Annotated in this window: 17 protein-coding genes; 11 read left to right on the top strand and 6 right to left on the bottom strand. The window is 64.4% G+C overall.

Going from position 1 to position 18247, the window contains the following annotated elements; translation table 11 throughout:
• Window position 1 precedes the first annotated feature (1 nt).
• From H0P51_RS03990 to H0P51_RS03975, 4 genes are all read left to right on the top strand, one after another.
• Window positions 2-625: a DedA family protein gene (locus H0P51_RS03990; RefSeq protein WP_180916746.1), complete on the top strand. Its 624-nt coding sequence runs from the start codon at window positions 2-4 to the stop codon at window positions 623-625.
• A 32-nt stretch (window positions 626-657) separates the two neighbouring features.
• Window positions 658-1590, top strand: coding sequence for a crotonase/enoyl-CoA hydratase family protein (locus H0P51_RS03985; protein ID WP_180916745.1), 933 nt, complete (start codon window positions 658-660; stop codon window positions 1588-1590).
• A 64-nt stretch (window positions 1591-1654) separates the two neighbouring features.
• Complete coding sequence (locus H0P51_RS03980) at window positions 1655-2128, top strand: DUF5078 domain-containing protein (protein ID WP_180916744.1); 474 nt, start codon at window positions 1655-1657, stop codon at window positions 2126-2128.
• A gap of 310 nt (window positions 2129-2438) precedes the next feature.
• The gene (locus H0P51_RS03975) at window positions 2439-2762 is read left to right on the top strand and encodes a hypothetical protein (RefSeq protein WP_180918724.1); all 324 of its coding nucleotides are present in this window, start codon (window positions 2439-2441) and stop codon (window positions 2760-2762) included.
• A 93-nt stretch (window positions 2763-2855) separates the two neighbouring features.
• Here the strand turns inward: H0P51_RS03975 and H0P51_RS03970 are convergent, their stop codons facing one another.
• The 3 genes from H0P51_RS03970 to H0P51_RS03960 all read right to left on the bottom strand — a co-directional run bounded on the left by H0P51_RS03970 (window position 2856) and on the right by H0P51_RS03960 (window position 7306).
• On the bottom strand, window positions 2856-5819 hold the full coding sequence (locus H0P51_RS03970; RefSeq protein WP_281373882.1) for an MMPL/RND family transporter: 2964 nt from the start codon (window positions 5817-5819) through the stop codon (window positions 2856-2858).
• Window positions 5816-6373: an MmpS family transport accessory protein gene (locus H0P51_RS03965; RefSeq protein WP_180916743.1), complete on the bottom strand. Its 558-nt coding sequence runs from the start codon at window positions 6371-6373 to the stop codon at window positions 5816-5818. The genes H0P51_RS03970 and H0P51_RS03965 overlap by 4 nt, the downstream gene beginning before the upstream one ends.
• Window positions 6374-6619: 246 nt before the next feature.
• The gene (locus H0P51_RS03960; RefSeq protein ID WP_180916742.1) at window positions 6620-7306 is read right to left on the bottom strand and encodes a TetR/AcrR family transcriptional regulator; all 687 of its coding nucleotides are present in this window, start codon (window positions 7304-7306) and stop codon (window positions 6620-6622) included.
• 286 nt (window positions 7307-7592) lie between these two features.
• On the opposite strand from H0P51_RS03960, the gene H0P51_RS03955 reads away from it, so the two are divergent.
• From H0P51_RS03955 to H0P51_RS03935, 5 genes are all read left to right on the top strand, one after another.
• On the top strand, window positions 7593-8057 hold the full coding sequence (locus H0P51_RS03955; protein WP_180916741.1) for an MmpS family transport accessory protein: 465 nt from the start codon (window positions 7593-7595) through the stop codon (window positions 8055-8057).
• Window positions 8054-10960: an MMPL/RND family transporter gene (locus H0P51_RS03950; protein WP_180916740.1), complete on the top strand. Its 2907-nt coding sequence runs from the start codon at window positions 8054-8056 to the stop codon at window positions 10958-10960. The genes H0P51_RS03955 and H0P51_RS03950 overlap by 4 nt, the downstream gene beginning before the upstream one ends.
• A 126-nt stretch (window positions 10961-11086) precedes the next feature.
• Window positions 11087-11881: a DUF1295 domain-containing protein gene (locus H0P51_RS03945; protein ID WP_180916739.1), complete on the top strand. Its 795-nt coding sequence runs from the start codon at window positions 11087-11089 to the stop codon at window positions 11879-11881.
• Between the two features lie 45 nt (window positions 11882-11926).
• Window positions 11927-12487, top strand: a complete 561-nt coding sequence (locus tag H0P51_RS03940; protein ID WP_180916738.1) for a sigma-70 family RNA polymerase sigma factor — start codon at window positions 11927-11929, stop codon at window positions 12485-12487.
• Window positions 12484-13182 carry an anti-sigma factor gene (locus H0P51_RS03935; RefSeq protein WP_180916737.1) on the top strand — a complete coding sequence of 233 codons (699 nt, stop codon included), beginning with the start codon at window positions 12484-12486 and terminating at the stop codon, window positions 13180-13182. The genes H0P51_RS03940 and H0P51_RS03935 overlap by 4 nt, the downstream gene beginning before the upstream one ends.
• Here the strand turns inward: H0P51_RS03935 and H0P51_RS03930 are convergent, their stop codons facing one another.
• The 3 genes from H0P51_RS03930 to H0P51_RS03920 are packed head-to-tail and all read right to left on the bottom strand — an operon-like array spanning window position 13183 to window position 14944.
• Window positions 13183-14037 carry a hypothetical protein gene (locus H0P51_RS03930; RefSeq protein ID WP_180916736.1) on the bottom strand — a complete coding sequence of 285 codons (855 nt, stop codon included), beginning with the start codon at window positions 14035-14037 and terminating at the stop codon, window positions 13183-13185.
• An 8-nt stretch (window positions 14038-14045) separates the two neighbouring features.
• Complete coding sequence (locus H0P51_RS03925; RefSeq protein WP_180916735.1) at window positions 14046-14564, bottom strand: mycothiol transferase; 519 nt, start codon at window positions 14562-14564, stop codon at window positions 14046-14048.
• A gap of 11 nt (window positions 14565-14575) precedes the next feature.
• Window positions 14576-14944: a VOC family protein gene (locus H0P51_RS03920; RefSeq protein WP_180916734.1), complete on the bottom strand. Its 369-nt coding sequence runs from the start codon at window positions 14942-14944 to the stop codon at window positions 14576-14578.
• A 46-nt stretch (window positions 14945-14990) separates the two neighbouring features.
• On the opposite strand from H0P51_RS03920, the gene H0P51_RS03915 reads away from it, so the two are divergent.
• Window positions 14991-16724 carry an N-acyl-D-amino-acid deacylase family protein gene (locus tag H0P51_RS03915; protein WP_180916733.1) on the top strand — a complete coding sequence of 578 codons (1734 nt, stop codon included), beginning with the start codon at window positions 14991-14993 and terminating at the stop codon, window positions 16722-16724.
• 86 nt (window positions 16725-16810) lie between these two features.
• Entirely contained in the window at window positions 16811-18244 is a 1434-nt protein-coding gene (locus H0P51_RS03910; RefSeq protein WP_180916732.1) for a PPE family protein, read from the top strand.
• Window positions 18245-18247 lie beyond the last annotated feature (3 nt).

Raw genomic sequence — 18247 nt, 5'->3', positions numbered from 1 at the left:
GATGTCTTCCCAGCTCCCCGCAACCCTTCAGTCGCTTGCCCCCACCCTCGACAGGTATGGGTATGCGGCGGTGATCGTGCTGGTCGGGCTGGAAGGCGTGGGGATTCCGCTGCCCGGTCAGATCGTGCTGATCACAGCGGGCGTCTACGCGGGAGCCGGCAACCTGCACCTGGGGCTGGTGCTGCTGGCCGGCCTGGTGGCGGCGGTCGGCGGCGACAACGCCGGTTACGCGATAGGCCGCTACGGCGGGCGGGAGTTGGTGCTGCGCTTCGGCCGCTACGTATTCCTCACCCGGGACCGCTTGGCCAAGACCGAGCGTTTCTTCGAGCGGCGCGGCCGGCTCGTGGTGCCGCTGGGACGGTTCGTGGACGGTCTGCGGCAGGCCAGCGGCATTGCGGCCGGGCTGGCGCGGATGGGCTGGCGCCGCTATCTCACCTACAACGCCCTGGGCTCGGCCGTGTGGGTCGCAGTTTGGGTGTTCGTCGGCTACCTGGCCGGCGACCACATCGCGACCCTGTACAGCGGATTCCACCGCTACCAGGCGTACCTGCTGGGAGCCATCCCGGTGGTCGCCATCGCCGGGCTCACCGGGTGGGCGCTCAAACGCCGTGCCGCCCACGCTTGACACCCGCGTCGGGCAGCAGCTTCGCTTCGGCTATGCCCGCACCCGAAAGCAGCGCAACGCCCGACTTCGAAACCTTGCTCTACACGACGGCCGGCCCGGTGGCCACGATCACGCTGAACCGCCCCGAACAGCTCAACACCATCGTGCCGCCCATGCCTGATGAGATCGAGTTCGCGATCGGCCTGGCTGAACGCGACCACGGCATCAAGGTGATTGTGCTGCGCGGCGCCGGACGCGCCTTTTCCGGCGGTTACGACTTCGGCGGCGGATTCCAGCACTGGGGCGAGTCGATGATGACCGATGGTCAATGGGATCCGGGGAAAGACTTCGCCATGGTCAGTGCTCGCGAGACCGGGCCGACCCAGAAGTTCATGTCCATCTGGCGCGCCTCGAAGCCGGTGATCGCCCAGGTGCATGGCTGGTGCGTCGGCGGCGCCAGCGATTACGCGCTGTGCGCCGATCTCGTGATCGCCAGCGAGGACGCGGTGATTGGTACGCCGTACAGCCGGATGTGGGGCGCTTACCTCACCGGTATGTGGCTGTACCGGTTGAGCCTGGCCAAGGTGAAGTGGCATTCGTTGACCGGCCGGCCGCTGACGGGTGTGCAGGCCGCGGAGATCGAGCTGATCAACGAGGCGGTGCCATTCGAGCGCCTTGAGGCTCGGGTCGCCGAGATTGCCGCGGAGCTGGCGCAGATCCCGCTGTCGCAACTAAGGGCGCAGAAACTGATTGTCAACCAGGCCTACGAGAACATGGGACTGGCGTCCACCCAATTGCTGGGCGGCATCCTCGACGGGTTGATGCGCAACACGCCGGACGCGCTGGAGTTCATCCGCACCGCCGAAGCGCAGGGCGTACGCGCCGCAGTGCAGCGCCGCGATGGCCCGTTCGGCGATTACAGCCAGGCTCCGCCGGAGCTGCGGCCGGACCCGTCACACGTCATAGTTCCTGATGACAACAGGTAGTAAGATGAACTATCGAACAGCTGTCCACCATATGTCGCAACCTTGAAAGTGCTACGGTATTCATATGTCTCGGCTTCATAACATTCTGCGTGCCGGTGCCGTCTTCTTCGCGTTTCTCGTCGCGTTCGGCCTGTTCGCCACCGGCTTTCCGAAGACCGCATCGGCCGACTCCACCGAAGACTTCCCGATTCCCCGGCGACAGATAGCAACCACCTGCGACGCCGAGCAATACCTGGCCGCCGCCCGGGACACCAGTCCCGTCTACTACCAGCGGTACATGATCGACAAGCACAACAGGCCGGCCGACGTCCAGCAGGGCGCGGTCGACCGCATCCACTGGTTCTATTCGCTGTCGCCCGCCGACCGTCGCGCTTACTCCGAGGAAATCGCGACCAATATCTACGGCGAGCCCATGGCCCAACGCTGGGGCAACTGGGCAAAGATCTTCTTCAACAACAAGGGCGTTGTCGCCAAGGCGACGGATGTCTGCAACGGCTACCCGGCCGGTGACATGTCGGTGTGGGACTGGGTCGACTAACCCCGACCATTCGCTCGCGTGAGCTAGCAAGCCGCGGCCTGGTTTTATCCTCCGATCGGTTGACAAGAAAATCATCCATTGCGTGGCCTTTCGGGGGATGTTTCAGACCGTCGACCAGGGGAATACTGGCATGCGACACACTAAGTACGGTTTTCTTAGGGTGCCGTAGCTCCCGGATTGCGGTTGAATGCATCCGCCCGACTCTTGCCGCGGCGGGTAAAAGGTATCCATAATGGACCGTCCGGCCAGCCAGGCATCCGCAGGACCGCAAGAACGGATGTCATTGTGTTCCGGAAGCTGGAGGTCACGCATGAGCCAAACAACTGGTAACGAGATCCCTAGCGCGATCGCGGCACTGGACTGGCAAACAATCACCTGCCAGTCGCACGCCGGGTGTACCAACCGGGCCACGCACATCGTTCATCGCCATGCGGTAGATGAGTGCAACCACCCGCGCCTGGACCCATTTGGCAATATCGTCGAAATTCTGTGCATCGCCTGCCTGTGGCGCGCCGAGTCCGAGGTAGTGGTTCAGCTGAGCCAGCTGCGACGAACTTCCGGCACCTATTGTCTGACCTGCGGAGCGCCGGTGTCCGAATTGCGCGACATCATGCGCGACATCACTGCCTTATAGCCAGCATCTTCGACAGTAAGCCAGTCACTGCCCAGACTGTCCACCGTCCGGCCATCCCCACGTCGTCACAGGAGCGGCCGCCGCCTGGAATTGTCAGTAGTGCGGCTGGGCCGCCGGGAACCGATCCGTGTTCGGCGAGTCGGGCTCGTCTTTGGGCTCCAGCAGCGCGCGCACCGCAGGACGAGGTCCGAACGGCCGCAACATGGTGCTGGCCGGCCGTGGGCGCACGTGCTGCGGCCACCAGAACCAGCGACCGAGCAAGGTCGCCAGTGACGGCGTCATGAACGACCGCACGATCAAGGTGTCGAACAACAGACCCAGCGCGATCGTCGTACCCACCTGGGCCATCACCTTCAGGGGACTGAACGCAAACGTGGCCATGGTGGCGGCGAACACCAGACCTGCGGAGGTCACCACCGAACCCGAACCCGCCATGGCGCGAATCGTGCCCGTCTTGAGCCCGGCGTGGACCTCCTCCTTCAACCGCGATATCAGCAACAGGTTGTAGTCTGAGCCGACGGCCAGCAGCAGGATCACGGCCATCGCCAGCACCATCCAGTGCAACTTGACGCCCAGGATGTACTGCCACAAGAGCACGGAGAGTCCGAACGACGCGCCCAGCGACAGCAACACCGTGCCGACGATCACGAAGGCCGCCACGACGCTTCGGGTGATCACCAGCATGATGATGAAAATCAGTGTGGCCGCAGCGATTGCGGCGATCAGTAGGTCGATGTTGGAGCCGTCGTGCATGTCCTTGTAGGTCGCGGCGGTACCGCCGAGGTAAACCTTGGCGCCTTCCCAGGGAGTACCCTTCATCGCTTCGTGCACAGCCTGCTTGATCGGTCCGATGTGGTTGATGCCTTCAGGAGTCGCCGGGTCGCCCTCATGGGAGATGATCAACCGGACCGCGTGGCCGTCCGGCGAGATGAACTGTTTGAGGCCGCGCGCGAAATCCGGGCTCTGGAACGCCTCCGGCGGTAGGTAGAACGTGTCGTCGTTGTGCGCCCTGTCGAATGCATCTCCCTGCGCGGTGGCGTTGTCGGCCTGCGCCCGCGCCTGTGCGTTGAGACCCTGGGTGGTCGCATAGTTCGACATGATGGTGTCGAGGTTGCGCTGCTGGCTCTCGATCTGCGGAGGTATTAGTGCCACCAGCTGGGGCTGAATCTGGTCCAGCCTGTCCAGATTCGCGCTGAGTTTCGTGATGTTCTCAGCCACCTGATCGATGCCGTCAAGTGCGTTGAAGATGGACCGTAGTGTCCAGCAAATCGGTATGTCGAAGCAGTGCTTCTCCCAGTAAAAGTAGGCGCGTATCGGCCGGAAGAAGTCGTCGAAGTTGGCGATGTCGTCGCGCAATTTCGCGGTGATCGCCACGGTTTCTTTAGTGAGCCTGGTGGTTTCGTGCGTCGTGTTGCTGAGGTCCTGGGTGACCTGCATCTGCTCGTGCAGCGTCGCCATCGTCTTGCGCAGCTCGTCGGCCTGGCTCAGTAAGTTCTTCGCCTGCTCGTCCTGGTAGTGCTGCGTCTGAAGCCGCGCTGCGGCTTGTGCACCCATCTGAAAACCGAGGGTGCTGTGGTCCAGCGGGGTGCCCAACGGTCGGGTGATGGTCTGTACCCGGCCGATGCCGGGGATATGGAAGACCGCCTTGGCGACCTTGTCCAGGACGAGGAAGTCGGCCGGGTTGCGCAGGTCATGATCGGTCTCGATCATCAGCAGCTCAGGATTGAGCCGAGCCTGGTCGAAGTGCCGGTCGGCCGCCGCATAACCGACGTTGGCCGGGGTGTCCGCCGGTAGGTAGTGGCGGTTGTCGTAGTCCGTCTTATAGCCGGGCAGAGCGAGCAGACCAACCAGTGCAACCGCGATGGTCACCGCGAAAACCGGTGCGGGCCAGCGGACGATCGCGGTGCCGGTACGACGCCAGCTCCGGGTTTGCAGCGTGCGCTTGGGATCCATCAGCTTGAAAAACGAGGCCACCGTCAGAATTGCCGGGCCCAGCGTCAACGCCGCAAGGACCGCAACCAACATGCCGACCGCACAGGGCACGCCGAGTGACTGGAAGTACGGCAACCGGCAGAAGCTCAGGCAGTACATCGCGCCGGCGATGGTCAGGCCCGACCCCAGCACGACGTGCGCGGTGCTGTGGAACATCGTGTAGAAGGCTTCTTCTCGCGTTTCTCCCAGACCACGGGCCTCGTGATAGCGGCCGACCACGAAGATCGCATAGTCGGTTCCGGCGGCGATCGCCAACAGCACCAGCATGTTGTTGGCGAAGGTCGATAGCCCCATGATCCCGTAGTTGCCCAGTGTCGCGACGACACCTCGGGCCGCGGCCAACTCGATGAAGACCATGGCCAGCATGATCAGAACGGTGACGATCGACCGGTAGACCCACAGCAGCATCACGATGATCACCACGAAGGTGATCATCGTGACCACCATGACGCCCTTCTCCCCCGAATGGGACTGGTCGGCAAACAGCGGACCCGCACCGGTGACGTAGGCCTTGATTCCCGGCGGCGCGGGCACCGCGTCCACCATCTTGCGCAGGGCATCGGAAGACTCGTTCGCCTGCCCGCTGCCCATGTTGCCGGCCAGGTAGACCTGAACGTATGCGGCCTTTTGATCGTGGCTCTGCGAGCCCGCCGCGGTGAGCGGATCACTCCAGAAATCCTGGACGTGCTGGACGTGCTTCTTGTCTTGCTCGATGCGCCTGACGATCTCGTCGTAGTAGCGGTGCGCCTCGGCCCCGAGTGGTTTGTCGCCCTCGATCAAGATCATGGCCGAGTTGTCGGAATCGAATTCTTTGAAGGTATGTCCGACGCGCATCATCGACTGAAACGATGCCGCGTCAGTCGGACTCATCGACACCGAGTGGGTCTTGGCGACGACCTCCAACTGGGGGGCCACGGTGTTGGTGACGAAGACGATGCCCAGCCAGATGAGCACGATCGGCAGCGCCAACCGGTGGATCATCCGCGGCAGGAACGGCGGGATCAGCGGCTGGTCGACGCGAGGCGGTGCCGCTGTGGTCTGGGTGGTCCCGCTGCGCTCGCTCATGCGGACTTGTCCAGGCAGTAGACGAAGGCATTCACCGTTTCGTTGGGGGGCGACTGATTCGCGCCCTTGATGACGTCACCACTCCCGTCGTGGTTGTTCACGACGAATCGGCAGGCGATCCAGCTGCCGTTTCCTTGCGCCACCAGGTTGGCCGGAATCCCGGGCTTCGTTGACTTCAATTCGGTCTTCCACGGTAGGGGCACATTGAGAGCCTGCTGAGGATGGGAGTTTTCGTCGAGGTAGTTGATGGTCGCCGTGCTGCCCGGCGAACCCCAGACCTCGAGCGTGATGGTCTTGGCGTTGAACTGGTCCAGGACCTCGCCCGAGGTGCCGCCACCGAACGAACCGCTGTGAACGCCGAAGACGCCGTGCAGTCGGTGGACGACGAATCCCGACAGCGCGACGACGGCCAGAATGGTGAGGACGAGCCAGAACCTGGAGACGAAGCCACGCAAACCGCGGCGCTTGACCGGCTGACGAGTCTTCGAATTGCCCTGGCTGCCAGCAGATTCGGGGGTCATCGACAGGTCGGTCCTTGGCTCGGTCGTCGTCATGGGCGCTGTCCTAACCAGTGACGGAGCCGCCAACTAATTAGCCTGTGCATCAACTTAGCCCCTCTAATCTAATCCATAACCAGTTAAATATCTCGGCGTAGCGCCCGAAGATCTTGTCGATGACCTTGTGTATCAAGGACTTCGCCAACAATGCGGACGACGTCATCGGGCCCTCTCGCCTGGGAGCGGATGAGTTCAGCCCCACTGAGCGACTGCGGATGACGCCGCTTCGCATCGGAACGCGGGTCATCGCGACTCCGCTAGCGAACCGATGCACGTGGCGGTGAGCACCCGGGTGAGCGCGGATGCGAAGTCGATATTCCATTCGGGCGGCAGGACCTCGGGCTCCTCCTCGTAGACGTCGGAGATCCTGGCCGGGGGGTTGGCAATCTGCCAAAATGCGGCGGCCAGCGAGTAGGCGGCGATCAGGATATCGAAGGCCCCCGGCCGACCGAGCGCTGGCAATGCCTGCCCGATGGCGTCGGCCAGGGCGATCGCGGCGGCAGAGATGGCCCGCCTGTTCTCGACGACGCGCTCGATCTGAACCTCGTGCTCTAGGTGCAGGTGCAGGTTGGCCAGCAGGTCGCAGAACAGTGGGTCAACGGCCAAACCGTTGGCCAACGTCTCGGCGACGCGCGCCGGCGTCATCGCACCGGGCTCGGCCAGCTTCTCGCACACCGTTGCCGACCACCGCGCCCAGCCTTCGACGGCCAGTTGGAGCAGCACCTCCTTATGTGAGGTGAAGTACCGACGCACTGCGGAGTAGTGGATTCCGGCGCGACTGGCGACGGCGGTCAGCGTGACGGATGCGACGCCGGTTTCGAGGGCCAACGAGCGCGCGGCTTCCACGAGTGCGGCCGCACGCTGACGCTTGTTCTCCTCGGTGCGGGCGCGGCGAAATGCGAGTTGCGCCACCGGCAGAGGATAACGCACACAATGTGATTTGCATAACGCACATAGCGTGATTTGTGCAGGTGGGGTCGGTCCGACCCCATCCGTTACGCACGTGATATGCGTTACAATCCACTGCGCGAGGGGAAGGAGTTAGCGATAGGGGGCTCGGATCCGGCCGATCGGTTGGCGGGCGACGATGCTCGCGCCACGACGGCGACGTGTTTTACTTAGGCAAGCCTTGGTTGTTTCGGCCAGGGCGTGCCGTCGAATCACCGACGAACCCGGCACCAGAGCGACCGAGCGCATCGGTCGCAGGCCGCCCACGATGTGGAATTCCGACCGGAAAAGGGGATTTGCGATTTTCAAGCAGTTGTCGCGCCTGTGGATCCCCCTGGTCGTGGTGGTAGTGGTCGCCATCGGCGCGTTCATCGTGTACCGCGTGCACGGCTACTTCGGATCGGAGAAGCGGCCGTCATACGCGGACAGCAACTTGAAAAACCCCGAGCCGTTCAATCCCAAACGCATCACCTATGAGGTCTTCGGACCGCCGGGTACGGTCGCGGACATCAGTTACTTCGACGTCAACTCCGACCCGCAACGCGTCGACGGCGCGCGCTTGCCATGGTCGCTACACATCAGCACCACCAAGGCAGCGATGGTGAGCAATCTTGTGGCACAAGGCGATAGCAATAGCATCGGCTGCCGGATCCTGGTCGACGACGTGGTCAAGGCCGAGCGGATCTCCAATTCCGTCAACGCCTTCACCTTCTGCCTGGTGAAGTCCGCGTGAGCACGACCTACCACGGCGACCCCGTCGACCCGACCGTCGCCCACGCGGCCCCCCATCGGCCGTTCATCCCCCGCACCATCCACACGCTGGCCGTGCCGATCATCTTGTTCTGGGCTGCGGTGGTGGTGCTGCTGAGCGTGTTCGTTCCGTCACTGGAAGTCGTCGGGCAAGAGCGGTCGGTGTCGCTGAGTCCCAAGGACGCACCGTCGTTCGTTGCGATGCGCCACATCGGCAATGCGTTCAACGAGGGCGATACCGACAGCTACGCAATGATCGTGCTGGAAAGCGACAAGCCGCTGGGCGACGAGGCGCACCGATACTACGACGAGATGGTCCGCAAGCTGCGGGAGGACAAGAAGCACGTCCTGAGCATCCAGGACTTCTGGGGTGATCCGCTGACAGCCGCCGGCGCGCAGAGCAACGACGCCAAGGCAGTGACCGTCCAGGTCATTCTCACCGGCAACCAGGGTGAACCGCTGGCCAACGAATCCGTTCTGGCCGTACGCAAGATCGTGGACGGCATCAAGGCGCCGCCCGGGCTCAAGGCCTACGTCACCGGGGCATCGGCGCTGGCAGCAGACCTGCACGAAAGCGGCGACAGATCCATGGCGAAGATCACCATCACCACCGTCGTGGTGATCTTCACGATGCTGATCTTCATCTACCGTTCCATCCTCACCGTGGTCCTGCTGCTCCTCACGGTCGGCATCGAGTTGAGCATCGCGCGCGGGGCGGTGGCCCTTCTCGGGCACAGCGGGCTGATCGGACTATCCACGTTTGCCGTCAGCCTGCTCACATCGCTGGCAATCGCCGCCGGGACCGACTACGGCATCTTCATCATCGGCCGATATCAGGAAGCCCGCCAAGCGGGCGAGGACCGCGAGACAGCCTTCTACACCATGTGGCACGGCACCGCGCACGTCATTCTGGGGTCAGGGCTGACGATCGCCGGTGCCACGCTCTGCCTGCACTTTGCCCGAATGCCCTATTTCCAGACGCTGGGCATCCCCTGTGCGGTCGGCATGCTGGTCGCGGTCATCGTCGCGCTGACCCTGGGCCCGGCGGTGCTGGTGGTCGCCGGCAAGTTCGGAGTGTTCGACCCCAAACGGGTGCTGTCGGTACGCGGCTGGCGTCGAATAGGCACGGCGGTGGTGCGCTGGCCGCTGCCGATTCTGGCCGTCACCATGGCGATCGCCATCGTCGGCCTGATCACCCTGCCGGGGTACAAGCCCAGTTACGACGACCGCGCCTACCTACCCACCTTCATCCCGGCCAACCAGGGATTCGCCGTCGCCGATCGCCACTTCTCCCAGGCCCGCATGAAGCCGGAAATCCTGATGATCGAGTCGGATCACGACATGCGTAATCCGGCGGACTTCCTGGTACTCGACAAGCTGGCGAAGGGCATCTTCCGAGTACCGGGCATCTCCCGTGTCCAGGCGATCACCAGGCCCGACGGCACAACGATGGATCACACGTCCATCCCATTCCAGATGAGCATGCAGAACGCCGGCCAGGTACAGACCATGAAGTACCAGCGCGACCGGATGAACGACATGCTCAAACAGGCTGACGAGATGACCAAGACGATCGGCCTGATGCAACAGATGTACGGGCTGATGACCAAGCTCGTCGGTGTCACCCACAAGATGGTGGGTGACACCGAGGAAATGCAGCAGATCACCAACGACCTACGCGACAAGATCGCCAACTTCGACGACTTCTTCCGGCCGATCCGGGCGTATTTCTATTGGGAGAAGCACTGTTTCGACATTCCGGTCTGCTTCACACTGCGGTCAATCTTCGACGCGCTGGACGGTATCGACCAGCTGACCGAAAAGCTGGACGTACTGGTTGGCGACATCAAGCAGCTGGACACCCTGATGCCCCAGATGATCGCCACCTTCCCGCCGATGATCGACACGATGGTCAGCATGCGGACCATGATGCTGACGATGCACAGCACCATGTCGGGAATCTTCGACCAGATGGACGAGATGAGCGAGAACGCTACCGCGATGGGCCACGCGTTCGACGCCGCCAAGAACGACGACTCGTTCTACCTGCCGCCCGAGGTGTTCAAAAACGCCGACTTCAAGCGCGCCATGAAGAACTTCCTGTCCGCCGATGGGCACTCGGCCAGGTTCATCATCCTGCACCGCGGCGACCCCGCCTCGGACGAAGGCATCGCCAGTATCGACAAGATCCGGACGGCCGCCGAGGAATCGCTCAAGGGCACGCCGCTGGAGGACGCCAAAATTTACCTGGCCGGAACGGGCGCCGTCTTCAAGGACATCTCCGATGGCGCCAAATGGGACCTGGTAATCGCCGGCGTCTCCTCGCTCTGCCTGATCTTCATCATCATGCTGATCATCACCCGTGCCTTCGTCGCCGCATCGGTGATCGTTGGCACGGTGGCGCTGTCGCTGGGCGCCTCCTTCGGCCTGTCGGTACTGGTTTGGCAGCACATCCTGGGCATCCCGCTGCACTGGCTGGTCATCGCGATGTCGGTCATCGTGCTATTGGCGGTGGGATCGGACTACAACCTGCTGTTGGTGTCCCGTTTCAAACAGGAGATACACGCCGGCCTGAACACCGGCATCATCCGGTCGATGGGCGGCACCGGCAAGGTCGTGACCAACGCCGGCCTCGTCTTCGCGTTCACTATGGCCTCGATGATCATTGGCGACGCTCGGATGATCGGCCAGGTGGGCACCACTATCGGGCTGGGTCTGCTGTTCGACACTCTGATCGTGCGGGCGTTCATGACCCCGTCGATCGCCGCCCTGCTGGGCCGTTGGTTCTGGTGGCCGCTGCGAGTGCGGTCGCGGCCGGCGCGCACCCCCGCGCTTCCGCGCGAGGACCAGCAGACCAGGTCGTTTGCGCTCAGCGGCGAACGCTGAGCCGGCAGTCCGGGCCGCCGGCCAATCCGGATGGCCGGGCACTCCGAATTCCCGGTGTGCACCAATTGACCCACGCCTAGGATTCGGCGCGGTCGTCAGCGGTCCGGTGCAGCGTGGAGGTGTACGGTGAGCGACTTCGACATCCTGCCCGTCACCGCGGCCGCGGCGCTGGCGGTGGCCATTCTGCATTCGATCACCTTTGTGATAGCCCGCCGGGTCGGCCGCTACAACGTCGTCGACGTCGCCTGGGGCCTGGGCTTTGTCCTGGTCGCTGCCGTGGCGGCGCTGCTTGGACACGGCGACCCGATCAGACGCTGGACGTTGCTGGCGCTGGTGTCCATTTGGGGCTTGCGGCTCAGCTGGCACATCCATCGCAAGACGCTCGGCCGCGGCGAGGATCGCCGCTACGCTGACCTGCTGCGCAGCGCTTCGACAGCGACGGTGATCACCAGAGTCTTTCTGCTGCAGTGGTTCCTGATCGTGTTCATCTCCTTTCCACTGCAGCTGTCCGCGGTTAGGGGCCCAACTCCCAAGCCGTTGCTTCCCGTCTGCGCATTCGGCGTTGTGGTCTGGTCGATCGGCTTCTGTTTCGAGGCGGTGGGCGATCGGCAGTTGAAAGCGTTCAAGTCCGACCCGGCGAACAAGGGCACGATCCTGGATCACGGCCTATGGGCCTGGACGCGGCACCCGAACTATTTCGGAGACGCCTGCGTGTGGTGGGGGGTGTGGCTGATCACCGTCACCGGCTGGGTACCCCTGACCACTGTGGTCTCACCGTTGGTGATGACCTACTTCCTGGTTGACGTCAGCGGCGCCCGGCTGACCGAGAAGTACATGCGGGGTCGACCAGGCTTTGCCGAATATCAAAGTCGCACATCATATTTCGTTCCACACCCGCCGACACCGGCATCCCGGCCATGACCGGCTCACCCGACCGCGCGCTGTCTGGCGTTAGGCTACCCAGCGATGACCGCACTGCAGCACCCGCGCGACCTGGACGCACTGCTGGGCCGGATCGCCCGCGGCGACCAGGCCGCATTCGCCGCCTTCTACGACCAAACCAAAAGCCGGGTCTACGGACTGGCGACCAGGGTGCTGCGCGACGCCGGCTACAGCGAGGAAACCACCCAGGAAATCTATCTCGAGGTGTGGCGGACGGCTGCGGCTTTCGATTCCACCAAGGGTTCCGCGCTGGCCTGGCTGATGACGATGACACACCGGCGCGCTATCGACAGGGTGCGCAGCGAACAAGCCAGCGCTCAACGCGAATCCCGTTACGGAGCAACCAATCTCGAACCTGCCGTCGATGTTGTGGCCGATTCGGCGATTGCGGGCGACGAACGCCGCCGGCTGGTCCGCTGTCTCGACGCGTTGACCGACGCTCAGCGCCAGTGCATCGAGATGGCCTACTACGACGGGCACACCTATGCCGAAGTGTCGCAGCTATTGGCCGCGAACCTGTCCACGATCAAGTCACGCATGCGGGACGCGTTGCGCGGTCTGCGTAGCTGCCTGGACATGTCATGACCACCCCGGACGACTTCGAACTGCTCGAGCTGGCGGCCGTGTACGCACTCAACGCCGTCTCCGACGCCGAACGAGTCCAGATCGAGACCCGGGTGGCGGCCGCGCCGCCGCCGGTTGCCGCCGCCTTCGAAGGCGAAGTGCGCGCCGTCCGCGAGACCATGGCGGCACTGTCGTCGGCGAGCGCCGTCGAACCGCCGGATCAGCTACGCACAGCGGTGCTGGCCCTGGCTGTACCGGCTGCCACCAAGCACCGAACACGTTGGCGCAACGTGGTTTTCGCCGCTGCTGCGGCGATCGTAGTGGGACTGGGCGCGTTCGGCCTCGGTGTGCTGACCAGGCCGGCGTACACGCCGACTGTTGCCGAGCAGGTCATGGCCGCGCCCGACATGCGCACCGTGTCGGGCCCACTGGCCACCGGAACGGCTACCGTGATGTTCTCCCGCGACCGCAACGCGGCGGTGCTAATGATGAACAACGTGCCGCCGCCGGCGCCGGACACCGTCTATCAAATGTGGCTGATGGGCTCCAACGGATCGACTTCGGCGGGGACGATGGGGGCCGAAACGATGTCACCGTCCACCAAGACCACGCTGGACGACTTGGGTGGTGCGACGGCGCTGGCGTTCACCATCGAGCCGGGCAGCGGATCTGCGGAGCCGACGGGCAAGATGCTTGCGAAGCTGCCGCTGGGCTGATCAGCTTGCCGGTCTGGATTTCCCGACCAGGCCGCCGACCATCGCGACGACGAAACCCAACACCACCAACGCGACGCCGGCGGCCAGGGTCACGTTCAGCCACCAGTGCAGGCTGTCTTCAGCGTGGCCGACCATCACATCGGCAATCCGGCGGATATCGCCCGTCGTCCGGTTGAGCTGCTCGTTCAGGTAACGGCGACCGACCTCGATGCCGGCCCATCCCGCCGCTCCGACGAGCAGCGCCGATACTCCGAGTCCGGTGAGCGCACGGCCCCGGCTGCGCGCGACCGCGAGGGCGAGCAGTGCGAACACCACGCAGCCGGCCGTTGCGCCGATGCTGACCCATGGACCCCACACCGCGGCGCGATGCAACTCGCCCTGGTGCACGGACCCCGAGACGGTCACTGGCACCGGCAGCGTGTCGGGCACCTGCACGTGGTAGGAGTTCAGTAGCTGCTGGATCGACGTTTCCCGCAGCATCGGGGCGACGTCAACCATCCATTGTTCTGCGCCGGACTTCGGCGCGGTGAACAACCAGGCATGCGCGGCCCGGTTCGTGTGGGCGAACAACGGGGGAAACGACGCGCCGGCCGTGAATGCGGCGGCGACGCCGTGCACCGTCGCACTGTCCACCTGGTAGCTGTGCCGGTTGATCAGCGCCGTCGCCCGCGTGGTGAGCTCGGACGCCATCGCAGTCTGCAGCGCCGGGTCGCCGGCCGCCCGCTCGGCCAGCGCTGAGTAGCCATCCTCATCGACGATGTTGGTCTGCAACCACGCCGCGGGCACCGCAACCGCGAGCGCCGCTGTGGCCAGCAGCCAGCACAACGCCCGCAAGATCCCGGCCAGGAATCGCACGGCCGCCCCTACGCCCGCATACCCCGCAGGTAGGCGGCCTGGCCCAGGTGTTGCGCACAGTCGTCGATGATGCTGATCAGGCGTGCGCTGGCGGTCACCGGCGGATCCCAGTTGGTGTCGACGACACGGGCTAGTTCGTCGGCGGTCACCGTCGCCACGTACTCGAGAGTGAGGTGGTGCACGGCGCGGTAGTAACCGGCCAGCAGTCCGGCCGGAGCGTGCACCTTGGCGACCTGCTCGGCGCTGTGCCCGTATCCGGTGTCGTTGCGCGGCAGGTCTAGAGCGAATCGGTCCACCCATTCGTCCCACGCCTGGTTGATGCCGGCGATGTGCGCCAGCTGGATGTCCTGCACCCGGGCGCTGTGCCAGATCAGCCACGCGATGCTGTTCGCTTCGGGTGTCGGCCGGAAGTCGGCAACCTCATCGGTCAGGCCCTCGGTGAGCTCGGCGACGTGTTCGATCAGCCGGGTGAACGCATCCCGGAGCAGTTCCCGGGCGGCTACTGCATCTTCTGTGTGACCGGACATATCCCGCGACCCTACGCGCCGTGCCAGACGGCTTCGACGTTGTTGCCGTCCGGGTCGCGCACGAAGGCACCGAAGTAGCCGGGGTGGTACTCCGGCCACAGCCGCGGTGCGTGCAGCGACTCCGCGCCCAGACCGACCGCGGTCTCGTAAAAGGCGCGCACAGCGGCCTCATCGGCAGCCTGGAACGCGACGTGGACTTCCCGGTTGGGCCCCATGACGGAGCCGTCGGCAATCCAGAAGTCCGGCTTACCGTCGCGGCCGTAGCCGATCGCGACGCCGACGTCCATCTGTCGGGTAAAGCCGAGCACTCCCAACAGTGCGTCGTAAAACTGCTGAGATTTGGGGTAGTTGGCACAGTTGATTCCGAGGTGATCGATCACGAATGCGATCCTGGCACGACCCCCCGACGGGTCGTAGATTGTTTAGATGACCTACGACCTTCTCATCCGGAACGGCACCATTGTGGACGGGTTGGGAGGTGAGCCGTTCGTCGGCGATGTCGCGGTCCGGGACGGCATCATCGCGGCCGTGGGCGCGCTTGACGGAGCCACGGCGGCCCGGGAGATCGACGCGACCGGGCTGCTGGTCACCCCGGGCTTCGTAGACTTGCACACTCATTACGACGGTCAGGCCATCTGGTCGGACCGGCTGACACCATCCTCGGCGCACGGGGTCACCACAGTGGTGATGGGGAACTGCGGGGTCGGCTTTGCGCCGTGCCGCCAGGAGGACCACGAGGTGCTGGTCGACGTGATGGCCGGCGTCGAGGACATCCCCGGAGTGGTAATGACCGACGGGCTGCCGTGGACCTGGGAGACTTTCCCCGAATATCTGGACGCCCTCGAGTCGCGACAGCGCGACATCGACGTCGCCGCCTACCTGCCACACTCTCCGCTGCGGGTGTACGTGATGGGACAGCGCGGCGCCGACCGCGAGCCCGCCACCGACGAAGACCTGGCGCGGATGCGCGCGCTGGCCAAGGAGGCAATGGAGGCCGGAGCGTTGGGTTTCGCATCGTCGCGGCTGATGATCCATAAGACCGAGAGCGGTGCTCCGATACCGAGTTACGAAGCCGGACGCGAGGAGATCGAGGCGATTGCCCGCGGCGTCGTCGACGGCGGCGGCGGCCTGCTGCAGTTCGTGCCCGACATCCCGACCGGGGGCTATCAGCACGTATTGCAGACGGTTTTCGATGTCGCCGAGGACGTCGGATTGCCACTCACCTTCACCCTGGTGGTCGCCAGCAGCGGCGAACCGACCTGGCCAGAAGCGATCACGATGATCGAGAAGGCCAACAGCGCCGCGGGTGAAGTCCGGGTTAGCGCGCAGTTGCTACCGCGTCCGATCGGGTTGATCATCGGTCTGCAGCTGTCCGCCAACCCGTTCGTGCTTTACCCGAGCTACCGCGAGATCGCACACCTGCCGCTGGCCGAGCGGGTCGCCGAAATGCGCAAGCCGGAGGTGCGCGCCCGCATCTTGGCCGACAAGCCGGGTGCCGGCCACCCGATCCTGTATGCCACCCAGATGTGGGACTGGATCTTCCCGTTGGATGACAATCCCAGCTACGAGCCGGACATGTCGACAAGCATCGCGGCCCGGGCGCGGGCCCGCGGCGTAGAGCCGATCGAAGAGGCCTACGACCGCATGCTCGACGAGGACGGTCAAGCCATGCTGCTGGTCGCAACCAGCAACCTGCAGAACAACTCGCTGGACACCGTCGGTGAGTTGCTGCACCGCGAGGACGTGGTGCTGGGTCTCGGCGATGGCGGCGCCCACTACGGCATGATCTGCGACGCCAGCTACTCGACGTACTTCCTGGCGCACTGGGCGCGCGACCGCGCAACGGGCCGATTCACCATCCCCGAGGCAGTCCGCGAACTGACCGCGGTGCCGGCGCGCATCGCCGGGCTGGCGGATCGCGGTCGTATCGCCGTCGGCTACAAGGCCGACCTGAACGTGATCGACCACGCGGGGCTGCGGCTACACAAACCGATCATTACCTACGACCTGCCCGCTGGTGGGCGCCGACTGGACCAGACGGCCTCTGGCTATATCGCTACGGTGGTCTCCGGTGAGGTGATCGCCGAGAACGGCACGCCCACATCGGCCCGCCCCGGCAAACTGGTACGCGGCCGACAGACGGCGCCGATCCCCGCCTGACGTGATGCTGCTAAACGGCTGAGAATTGGGTCCGCGGGTTGCCCGATATGGCCACGGCAAAACTACATGGCGGGTAAGTTTGGGTGGTGACAAGCCCGCATTTTGCGTGGTTGCCGCCTGAGATCAACTCGGCACTAATGTTCGCCGGTCCCGGTGCGGGACCGTTGCTGGCTGCTGCCTCAGCGTGGAGCGGATTGGCCGAGGATCTGGCGTCATCGGTGGCGTCGTTCACCGCTGTCATACAGGAGCTGACCACCTCTTCCTGGCTGGGGCCGTCGGCAGCGGCAATGATGACCGTGGCGACCCAGTACACGGCGTGGCTCAGCGCGGCGGCAGTCCAGGCGGACCTGGCGGCGGCGCAAGCCGCGGCGACAGTCGCGGCGTTCGAGTCGGCAGTGGCGGCCATGGTGCAGCCGGCGGTGGTCGCAGCAAACCGTGGTCTGATCCAGATGCTGGCGACCACCAACTTCTTCGGCATGAACTGGCCGGCGATCATGGACACCGAGGCCGCATACGAGCAGATGTGGGCCCTCGACGTGGCAGCGATGGCTAACTATCACTTCGATGCGTCGGCCGCCTTGGCGCTGCTGGCACCTTGGCAGCAGGTGCTGCGCAATCTCGGCATCGACGTCGGTGCCGGCGGCGTCAACTTTGGCTTCGGCAACACCGGCTTCGGCAACATCGGCAACAACAACGCCGGCAATATGAACGTGGGGCTGGGAAACAGCGGCATCGGCAATATCGGCATCGGCAACACCGGCAACAACAACGTCGGCATCGGCAACACCGGTAACAACAACCTGGGCTTCGGCAACTTCGGCAACAACAACTTCGGCTTCGCCAACACCGGCAGCGCAAACCTGGGTTTCGGGCTCACCGGTGACCATGAGGCGGGCTTCGGCGGGTTCAACTCGGGCAGCGGAAACGTCGGGTTCGGCAACTCCGGCACCGGAAACACCGGTTTCTTCAACTCCGGGACCAACAACTCCGGCGTCGGCAACTCGGGCATGCTGAACGCCGGCTTCGGCAACTCAGGAAGCGGCAACACCAGCTTCGGCGCCGGCTTCGGCCCCTGGGCATCGGGAACGTACAACGGCCTGAGCACCGGATCGGAAGCCGTATTGACCAGTACCGCGCATTACGCCACGGGTGGTCTGAGCACGTTGGGTACCGGCCTGCTCAATTCTGCGCTGGCCAGCACCGGCGGCTTGCATCTCGGCCTGGCAGGGGCGCTGAGTTCCGGAGCTGGTGCGGCACCGGCCGTCGGTGCCGCCGGTTCCGCTGCCTCCATTGACCCCGCCGGTCCCAGCCCTATCTCCGCAAACGCGACGAGCAGCCCGGCCGCCAATTCGGGCTTGCGAACCAGCACCAACAACGTGACGGGCTTCTATAGCCCGCACAGTGACCCAAACGCGCGGGCCGGCAGCCCGAACATTCCCAAGTCGGGCTTCTACCCGGAGGTCGACCGCGGCACTGCCGATCAGAGCCGGGTCATCAAGTTCCCGGTGCGATCGGAGTAATAA

The sequence above is a fragment of the Mycobacterium vicinigordonae genome (assembly GCF_013466425.1).
Classification (GTDB): Bacteria; Actinomycetota; Actinomycetes; order Mycobacteriales; family Mycobacteriaceae; genus Mycobacterium; species Mycobacterium vicinigordonae.
Note: the sequence above shows the minus strand (reverse complement) of the source record. Positions and strands in the feature narration are given on the sequence as shown.